Annotated in this window: 10 protein-coding genes and 1 pseudogene; 1 reads left to right on the top strand and 10 read right to left on the bottom strand. The window is 40.0% G+C overall.

The annotated features are described in order from the left end of the window. From UC75_RS20730 to dapD, 4 genes and pseudogenes are all read right to left on the bottom strand, one after another. Positions 1 to 65, bottom strand: a pseudogene (locus UC75_RS20730) (hypothetical protein); the annotation flags it as partial. Between the two features lie 16 nt (positions 66 to 81). Beyond that, entirely contained in the window at positions 82 to 750 is a 669-nt protein-coding gene (queC, locus tag UC75_RS08040; RefSeq protein ID WP_004790702.1) for a 7-cyano-7-deazaguanine synthase QueC, read from the bottom strand. Positions 751 to 790: 40 nt separating this feature from the next. Next, positions 791 to 1,501, bottom strand: coding sequence for a 7-carboxy-7-deazaguanine synthase QueE (gene queE, locus UC75_RS08035; RefSeq protein ID WP_049837247.1), 711 nt, complete (start codon positions 1,499 to 1,501; stop codon positions 791 to 793). A gap of 78 nt (positions 1,502 to 1,579) precedes the next feature. Then, the gene (dapD, locus tag UC75_RS08030; RefSeq protein ID WP_005307511.1) at positions 1,580 to 2,401 is read right to left on the bottom strand and encodes a 2,3,4,5-tetrahydropyridine-2,6-dicarboxylate N-succinyltransferase; all 822 of its coding nucleotides are present in this window, start codon (positions 2,399 to 2,401) and stop codon (positions 1,580 to 1,582) included. A 295-nt stretch (positions 2,402 to 2,696) separates the two neighbouring features. Here dapD and carO point away from each other — a divergent pair, with 295 nt between their 5' ends. Continuing rightward, positions 2,697 to 3,437 (top strand): ornithine uptake porin CarO type 3, encoded by a 741-nt coding sequence (gene carO / locus UC75_RS08025; protein ID WP_049837246.1) that lies wholly within the window; start codon positions 2,697 to 2,699, stop codon positions 3,435 to 3,437. 89 nt (positions 3,438 to 3,526) lie between these two features. Here the strand turns inward: carO and UC75_RS08020 are convergent, their stop codons facing one another. The 6 genes from UC75_RS08020 to UC75_RS07995 form a co-directional block, all read right to left on the bottom strand. Beyond that, the gene (locus UC75_RS08020) at positions 3,527 to 4,450 is read right to left on the bottom strand and encodes a CysB family HTH-type transcriptional regulator (protein WP_004790709.1); all 924 of its coding nucleotides are present in this window, start codon (positions 4,448 to 4,450) and stop codon (positions 3,527 to 3,529) included. 71 nt (positions 4,451 to 4,521) lie between these two features. Continuing rightward, positions 4,522 to 5,583, bottom strand: a complete 1,062-nt coding sequence (locus tag UC75_RS08015) for a sulfate/molybdate ABC transporter ATP-binding protein (protein ID WP_049837245.1) — start codon at positions 5,581 to 5,583, stop codon at positions 4,522 to 4,524. Positions 5,584 to 5,594: 11 nt separating this feature from the next. After that, entirely contained in the window at positions 5,595 to 6,479 is an 885-nt protein-coding gene (gene cysW, locus UC75_RS08010) for a sulfate ABC transporter permease subunit CysW (RefSeq protein WP_049837244.1), read from the bottom strand. Continuing rightward, positions 6,476 to 7,309, bottom strand: coding sequence for a sulfate ABC transporter permease subunit CysT (gene cysT, locus UC75_RS08005; RefSeq protein WP_005307499.1), 834 nt, complete (start codon positions 7,307 to 7,309; stop codon positions 6,476 to 6,478). Before cysT ends, cysW begins: the two co-directional genes overlap by 4 nt. 80 nt (positions 7,310 to 7,389) lie before the next feature. Next, positions 7,390 to 7,998: an RBBP9/YdeN family alpha/beta hydrolase gene (locus tag UC75_RS08000; protein ID WP_049837243.1), complete on the bottom strand. Its 609-nt coding sequence runs from the start codon at positions 7,996 to 7,998 to the stop codon at positions 7,390 to 7,392. Positions 7,999 to 8,028: 30 nt separating this feature from the next. Beyond that, positions 8,029 to 9,036 carry a sulfate ABC transporter substrate-binding protein gene (locus UC75_RS07995; protein ID WP_005307495.1) on the bottom strand — a complete coding sequence of 336 codons (1,008 nt, stop codon included), beginning with the start codon at positions 9,034 to 9,036 and terminating at the stop codon, positions 8,029 to 8,031. Positions 9,037 to 9,266 lie beyond the last annotated feature (230 nt).

The following is a 9,266-nucleotide window of genomic DNA, read 5'->3' as shown; positions in this document are numbered from 1 at the left end:
CCAGCCATAAGAGCAACTGTTGAAAACAAAGATGAAAGAATAAGATTTGATTTTAACAACTTCATAAATTTTACCTACTTATTACGGTATATAGCGTGTTGGGTCGGCAACACCGGCCTCGATAAAGCCTTCTTTACGCAAACGGCAACTGTCACATTTGCCACACGCACGTCCTTGAGCATCTGCTTGGTAGCAAGATACCGTTTGACTATAGTCTACGCCATGTTCAATCCCTAAACGTATAATATTCGCTTTGGATAAATGTAACAGTGGTGTTTCAAACTTAAGTGGTTTTCCTTCTACGCCAGCTTTAGTTGCTAAGCGTGCCATATTCGCAAAAGCATCAATAAATTCAGGACGACAATCAGGATATCCTGAATAATCAACAGCATTGATACCGATAACAATCGCTTCAGCATTAAATACTTCAGCTGCGGCTAGAGCATAAGAGAGGAAAATAGTGTTACGCGCTGGTACATAAGTTACAGGAATACCTTCTTGTAACTGTTCTGGTACGGCAATGTTGTGGTCTGTAAGTGCAGATCCACCTAAATTCGCCAAATCGATATTAATTACACGATGTTCAACGCCTGCACGTTGAGCTAATGCTTTTGCTGCATCTAGTTCAGTCGTTGAGCGTTGGCCATACATAAAACTAATAGCAATACATTCATAGCGTGCTTGTGCCCAAGCTAGGCAAGTGGTTGAGTCTAAGCCGCCTGAAAGCAAAACAATGGCACGAGGGCGCATATTTTTCTCCATATTCGGAATGTTTTATTTTATTGAGTGATTAACGGCCTGATTCATCGTTCCAAAGCAGTTTATGTAACTGAAGTTGGAAGCGAACGAGGAGTCTATCATCAAGTATCCACTGTGCCAGATCACGTGCTAGACGTGGCAGGCCAACAGCACCTTTTTCAACTGCAAAGGCAGGGGAGAACCAAACGGTACTGACTTTTTTATGCAGTTGATATTTTTCAACTTGCTGCTTTGACCATTCATAATCTTCGCGATTACAAATGACGAATTTAATTTGATCGTGCGCAGTCAAATAATCAAGATTGCTGATGAGATTACGATGTTCCTCACCAGAAGTTGGAGTTTTTAAATCAAGAACTTTAGAAACACGCGAATCTACTTTTGAGACATCGAGCGCGCCACTGGTTTCTAAAGAAACATCAAAGCCAGCTTCACATAGACGTTGTAATAAAATCAAACAGTTTGGCTGTGCAAGTGGTTCACCACCAGTTACACAAATATAAGGTGTTTGATATTGGGTAGCTGTTTCAATGATATGTTCAAGTGAAAAACGTTCACCGCCTTCAAAAGAATAAGTGGTATCACAATAGCTACAACGTAATGGACAGCCCGTTAGACGGATAAATACAGTCGGTAGGCCAGAGGCGTTTGCTTCACCCTGCAACGAGTAAAAAATCTCGGTAATGCGTAAACCGGACGCAGGGTCTGAGACAGGAATTGCAGAGGAACGTAAGGAAGCCATTCTAGAAATACCACACTATATAAAAAATAAAATCTCTACGATCAGTGTTGACCGTAGAGATGTTTAATCAAACTGAAATTAGTCAGCGCGTAACAAATCGTTCAAACTTGTTTTTGCACGTGTTTGCGCATCAACTTTTTTCACAATAATTGCAGCATATAAGCTGTATTTACCATCAGCTGACGGCAGGCTACCTGCTACAACAACTGAACCTGCTGGAACGCGACCATAATGGACTTCGCCAGTTGCACGGTCATAAATTTTAGTTGATTGACCAATGAAAACGCCCATTGAAATAACTGAGCCTTCTTCAACAATCACGCCTTCAACGATTTCTGAACGCGCACCGATAAAGCAGTTGTCTTCAATAATGGTTGGGTTAGCTTGTAATGGTTCTAAAACACCACCGATACCTACACCACCAGACAAGTGAACATTTTTACCGATTTGAGCACATGAACCTACAGTTGCCCATGTATCAACCATTGTGCCTTCATCTACATAAGCACCAATATTTACATAAGAAGGCATTAACACTACGTTTTTAGCTTGGAAGCTACCACGACGTGCTACAGCAGGAGGAACAACACGAACACCTGCTGCTTTAAATTGTTCTTCAGTCCAACCAGAGAATTTAGTTTCAACTTTGTCGTAGAAACGAAGATCACATGACTCGATTGGTTTATTGTCATTTAATTTAAATGATAATAAAACAGCTTTTTTTAACCATTGGTGAACAACCCATTCACCATTGATCTTTTCAGCAACTCGAAGTGTACCGTTATCTAAACCAGCAATTGCTTCTTCAACAGCTTGGCGGATTTCGCTTGAGCAATCTGCTGCAGTAAAGTTTGCGCGGTCTTCAAATGCTTGCTCAATGATCGTAGAAAGCTGAGACATGATCTTCCTTCCATAAAAAATTTTAAAGATTTTACACTAATTTGTGACAAGAATCTTTGAAAAAACGTGTTACGTTTAATCGAGGATATAAATGAAGTAAATGAAAATAAGCTTATTAGATAATCAAGTGTTTTTTACACAAAAATGATTTGAAAATAAAAATTTAACTCAATTTGTATCAAAAAATAACAGAAATCTACCACTTTTTGTATAAAAAAGACTCTAAGCTCTCTTTATTATGATTTCAGTCACAAGATGAATAAATTAAAAACAGAGCCTTTTTGAGGAGAAAACTATGAAAGCATTACGTGTTTTAGTAACAACAACAGCTTTATTCGCTGCTGGTGCTGTAATGGCAGATGAAGCTGTTGTTCATGACAGCTACGCATTTGACAAAAACCAATTAATTCCTGTGGGGGCGCGTGCTGAGGTAGGTACAACTGGTTACGGTGGTGCTTTATTGTGGCAAGCAAACCCATATGTAGGTTTGGCACTCGGTTATAACGGCGGTGACATTTCTTGGTCTGATGATGTAAAAGTCAACGGCTCAACTTATGACATTGATATGGATAACAACAATGTTTATTTAAATGCTGAAATTCGTCCATGGGGTGCAAGTGCTAACCGTTGGGCTCAAGGCCTATATGTAGCGGCTGGTGCAGCATATCTTGATAATGATTACGATTTATCTCGTAATGTTGATGCGACTCGTTCATTCCGTGTCAATAACCAGGACTTTATTGCGGGTGCCGATGGTGTAAAAATTAACGGTCAAATGTCTTACAAAAATGATATCGCTCCATACCTAGGTTTTGGTTTTGCACCTAAAATCAATAAAAACTGGGGTGTATTCGGTGAAGTAGGTGCTTATTACACTGGTAACCCAACAGTTAAACTTGTTTCAACAGGTTCAGCAGTTACAACTGGTGATCAATCACTTGAAGAAGCAGTAAATGCGGAAGCTCGTAAAATCGCGAATGACGATAAATACCAATGGTTACCAGTTGGTAAAGTTGGTGTGAACTTCTACTGGTAAGATCTAAAAGAAAAAACGAGCTTCGGCTCGTTTTTTTTGCGTTTAATAAAATAAAAGAGCTAAAAAGCTCTTTTATTTACTTTTAATCTTTATTCATCTGGGTAAGCAATTTTCTTAAGTGCTTTAATATCTGCATCAGGTGAGCATAAAGAAATAAACTCGTAACCATAACCGCGTAGTAGATGACCTTTCCGAACTGCAATCCATGTTGTATTGACACCAAAAATATCAGTTTTAGTTTGTTTTAAACGATGATCACGTTCTGTGTCATAGGCCACGTCATTGACAATTCCGACTCCCATGCCCAATTCGACATAAGTCTTAATAACGTCTGCATCAAGAGCAGACATTACGATATCTGCATCAAGGTGAGCTTCTTCGAAAGCTTTGTCAATTTTAGAGCGACCTGTAAAACCACCATGATAAGTAATGAGTGGGTAGTCTGCTAAAAGTTCAAGCGTAATCTTGTCTGCCTTTACTAAAGGATGATTTTGCGGTGTGATAATGCTGTGTTGCCATTGATAGTAAGGAATGCTAGCCAGATTTTCTTCAGTTGTTAAAGACTCTGTGGCAATCCCAATATCCGCTTCACCTTGTAAGAGCATTTCTGAAATTTCAACAGGGCTGGCTTGTTGTAAAATCAAATGAACTTTAGGAAATAACTTCTTAAATTGGTTTACGATCGGAGGTAGCACATAACGTGCTTGAGTATGGGTTGTTGCGATCGTTAATGTGCCTTCATCAACTTTATTAAAGTCTTCTGCAAGGCGTTTAATATTTTCAGCATCAACCAACATGCGTTCAACGATGCCAAGAAGAGATTGTCCTGGTTCTGTTAAACCTAAAAGACGTTTACCTTTTCGGATAAAAAGCTGTACACCTAGCTCATCTTCTAGATCTTTAATATGTTTACTTACACCCGATTGAGACGTGTAGAGTGCAGCCGATGCTTCGGTTAAGTTAAAGTTTTGGCGTACAGTTTCTCGGATAATTCTTAATTGTTGAAAGTTCATTCACACTTTTCCTCAAAAGAGGTGAGGAATTGCTTTAGTTCCGCAAGATATTTCCTCACCAAATATATTTCTTAAGCAACTTGATCTGCAAATAAGTGCAATTGAGATGCACTCACCCAAACAGTTTGATTTGGTTTAAATGCATGTAATTTTGCAGCTTCACTGCTCAGAGCAATTTCAATTAAACGTCCATTACGGTCTTGTAATTCCGCCACAACTTTTCCGGCAATCCAGATTTCACGTACAAAAGTCGCTTCAATCGTATTCGCTTGCGGTTGCGAGTGAATATGTAACTCATCTGGACGGGCAAAAGCAATCACTTTTCCTTGAGGTGCCTCAACTGCCGTTGGTAATTCAATACGGTCATTGCCAATACGGATAATACCGCCTGTGTTTTCACCTTCAAAACGATTTGCTTGACCCAAGAAATCAAATACAAATGGCGTTGCAGGTTTTTCATAAACTTCACGAGGTGAGCCGATCTGCTCGACATTCCCCTTATTCATTACAATAATTTGGTCTGCAACCTCAAGTGCTTCTTCCTGATCGTGGGTTACAAAGATTGACGTAATATGCAATTCATCATGCAAGTTGCGTAACCAGCGGCGTAACTCCTTACGGACTTTAGCATCTAGCGCACCAAATGGTTCATCAAGCAATAAGACTCGTGGCTCTACTGCCAAAGCACGGGCTAAAGCAATACGCTGACGTTGTCCACCAGAAAGCTGAGCAGGGTAGCGGTCTGCTAAAAATCCAAGTTGAACTAGATCAAGTAAACGAGTAACACGTTTTTTAATTTCAGCTTCCGAAGGACGGGTTGCACGAGGACGAACACGTAAACCAAAAGCAATATTGTCAAATACTGTCATGTGACGGAATAAAGCATAGTGCTGAAATACAAAACCAACCTGACGCTCGCGCACGTGTACATTGGTCGCGTCTTCACCTTCAAGTAGCACTTGACCACCATCAGCTGATTCTAATCCTGCAATAATCCGAAGGAGGGTTGTTTTACCGCAACCAGATGGGCCGAGTAGGGCAACCAGTTCACCTTCCGGAAAATCTAGAGAAATATTTTTAAGCGCATGGAATGCACCAAAGTGTTTTTCAATATTTTTAACTTGAATACTCATGATTTCATTCCTTACGAATCAGTTGAATGTGGTTCTGGTTTGTCTTGATGTAGTTCTAACCACGTTTTCAATACCAGCGTTAATAGGGCTAAAAAAGCAAGCAATGAGGACACGGCAAACGCTGCGCTAAAGGTGTACTCGTTATATAAAATTTCGACATGAAGTGGTAGGGTATTGGTTTCACCACGGATATGGCCAGAAACTACCGATACTGCACCAAACTCACCCATTGCACGGGCATTACATAGAATCACGCCGTAAATCAAACCCCATTTAATGTTAGGTAATGTCACTTTCCAAAAGGTTTGCCAGCCTGAAGCACCCAATACAATCGCTGCTTCTTCTTCCTCTGTTCCTTGCGCTTCCATCAGTGGAATTAACTCACGTGCTACAAAAGGGACGGTAATAAAGATGGTTGCTAAAACAATTCCGGGTACTGCATACAAGATCTTAATGTCATGCTCCATTAACCAGCCGCCAAACCAACCTTGAGCACCAAAAATAAGTACAATCATTAAACCTGCAATAACCGGTGAAACCGAAAAAGGCATATCAATGATGGTGGTTAAAACTGCCTTACCTCTAAACTGAAACTTGGAAACAGCCCATGCTGCGGCAACACCAAAGATCACGTTAATCGGCACTGCAATTGCTGCGGTTAATAAAGTTAATTTCACTGCTGATAACGTATCTGGATCAATCAAAGCCTGAACATAGACTTCAAGTCCTTGTTTAAATGCTTCTACAAAAACCAGAATGAGTGGCAACATGAGGCAACTGAGGAAAAAAATCAGCGCAATTGTAATTAAGGTATAACGTACCCAAGTCGGTTCACGTGTCGCATCTCGAGATTGCAATTTAAACGCAAGTGCATTGCTGTCAGTATGTAGGTTCATGTGATATTTCTCCCTGTACGACGGTTTGCCCACGCTTGAAGTAAATTAATGGCAAATAAAATGATGAAAGAGAGAACTAACATGACCGCAGCAATCGTTGTTGCACCTGCATAATCATATTCTTCAAGGCGTGAAATGATCATGAGCGGAGCAATTTCTGTTTTAAACGGCTGGTTACCTGCAATAAAAATAACTGAACCATATTCACCGACACCGCGAGCAAATGCTAAAGCAAAGCCTGTGAATAGGGCTGGTAGTAATATCGGTAAAATAATCTTAGTAATTGTCTGCCAGCGATTTGCGCCGAGTGCCGAAGCTGCTTCTTCAAGTTCAGTTTCGATATCACTGAGTACAGGTTGTACTGTTCTTACAATGAATGGAATACCAATGAATATTAATGCCAACGTAATACCGATTGGCGTATATGCAACTTGAATACCGAGTGGTTCTAAATACTGACCGATCCAGCCAGTGGGTGCATAGAGTGAGGTAAGCGCAATACCTGCAACTGCAGTTGGAAGAGCAAAAGGTAGATCGACTAATGCATCAACCAAGCGTTTTCCAGGAAAGTTATAACGGACAAGGCACCAAGCTAAAAGTAAGCCAAACACAACATTAATAAAGGCTGCGATTAAAGCTGAACTAAAGCTGAGCTGAAGCGATTTTAAAATACGCTCAGAGGTTAAAATTTCCCATAATCCGTCCCATCCAATTCCAAATGATTTGATAAAGACTGCGGCTAATGGAATAAGCACAATAAAAGAAACGTAGGCGAGGGTGAAGCCCAAAGATAGACCAAACCCAGGCAGCACTCGGGATCGCTGCGACATGATATTTCCTCAAAGAGAAAAGCCTGCTGAAACCAGTAAGCGAATAAATAAAGATAAACGGTACGATATAAAGCTGGGTATTAAGCAAATTTCAAAGAGAAATGAGTTTTTACCGGGTCGATAGATGAGTGACTACACATCGAATCTTCTGGAATCAAATAATTCAGCAAATCTGGAAACGGGCCAAAACCTGAAGCAACATTAATATGGCCGACTTCACCAAGATTAACAGGGTTTAATTTCCATGATTTCGCAAGTTGTAATGCATCAAAAAAACCAAGCCATGGATCATTTTCACTAATGAGTAGCGTTGTAGGCACATCAATTTTTAATTGATGAAAATAATCTTTGTAGTCGGTCAAGCTATGTCGAGCAAACCCTGCTTCCCCAAAGCGTGCTGGATTTGCCGGAGCGACTAAAATAAGTTTCTTAACTCGGTTTTTTAACTCTGGATGCTCAGCTAAAGCAGCAACACTTGTTAAGCAACCAAAGCTATGAGCAACAATTTGTACAGGAGCTGGCGCTGCTTGAACTGTTTTAACGAATTGCTCGACCCATTCACCTAGTACAGGTCTATCCCAGTTTTTTTGCTCAACACGAGAACTAGACACGAGTTTACGCTGCAACCAAGATTGCCAATGCTGATGTTCACTTCCACCTACACCTGGAACAATTACAGTATGAATCATGTCTGTTCTCCTTATCTTTAGTACAAAGAATTACTTCTCTGTACTATTGATTTTCACGATTTGATCGAAAACACCACCATTGTCGAAGTGTTTCTTTTGTACCTTCGTCCAACCACCAAACTCTTTATCGATGGTTACAAGCTTCAATGGCTTAAATACGTTGCTGTATTTCTTAAGAACGGCTGCGTTACGTGGGCGGTAGAAGTTACGTGCTGCAATTTCTTGGCCAGCTGGTGAATACAAGTAGTTGAGGTAACCTTTAGCAATCGTTAAGTTGCCTTTTTTCGCAGCATTTTTCTCAACAACAGCAACTGGTGGTTCAGCTAAAATCGAAAGAGACGGGGTAATAATTTCAAATTTGCCTGGTTGTTCACGAGTAGCTAAATATGCTTCGTTTTCCCAAGCCAGTAACACATCACCAATGCCACGTTCAGCAAAAGTTGTGGTTGCACCGCGTGCACCAGAATCTAGAACTTTAGTGTGCTTATAAATTTGGCGAACGTACTCTTGTGCTTTAGCATCGTTACCACCTGGTTGATGTTTTGCCCAAGCCCAAGCTGCAAGATAATTCCAACGAGCACCACCTGAAGTTTTCGGGTTTGGCGTAATAATTTCTACACCTGGTTTGATTAAATCACCCCAGTCTTTAATTTGTTTTGGATTACCTTTACGCACTAAAAACACAATTGTTGAAGTGTATGGGGTAGAGTTCTGCGGTAACTTTTTCTGCCAGTCAGCTGGAAGTAATTTTGCTTTTTCCGCAATTTCATCGATATCAGCTGCAAGTGCTAATGTCACTACATCTGCATTTAAGCCATCAATCACTGCACGCGCCTGCTTACCAGAACCGCCGTGTGATTGTTTGAACTCAATATCTTGACCAGTACGTTGTTTCCAGTAAGTACCGAACTGCTTATTGAAATCTGTATATAACTCACGAGTAGGATCGTAAGAGACGTTTAAAAATTCTTGCGCTGCAAATGATGAAACAGACAGAAGTGCAGCGATAACCCCGACTTTTAATTGTGAAAAACGCATGAGATAAGTCCTCAAAAAATATGAAATGTTCAAAACATGAACGCAGAATAGCGCTAGTCTTTATTCTAAAAAAATAATAAAAAACGAATTTAATATGAAAAAAATAGAAATAGTAAAAATAGATAAGTTATTCTTAAATCTTGATATAGAACAAGTTTCAAAAGTAGATACGAAATCGGTATAATTTTTTAAAATCAGTCATTTAATATTTAAATGAAAGGTGTTGTATT

It is taken from the genome of Acinetobacter sp. V2 (genome assembly GCF_001188385.1).
In the GTDB taxonomy this organism is placed as follows: Bacteria; Pseudomonadota; Gammaproteobacteria; order Pseudomonadales; family Moraxellaceae; genus Acinetobacter; species Acinetobacter oleivorans.
Note: the sequence above shows the minus strand (reverse complement) of the source record. Positions and strands in the feature narration are given on the sequence as shown.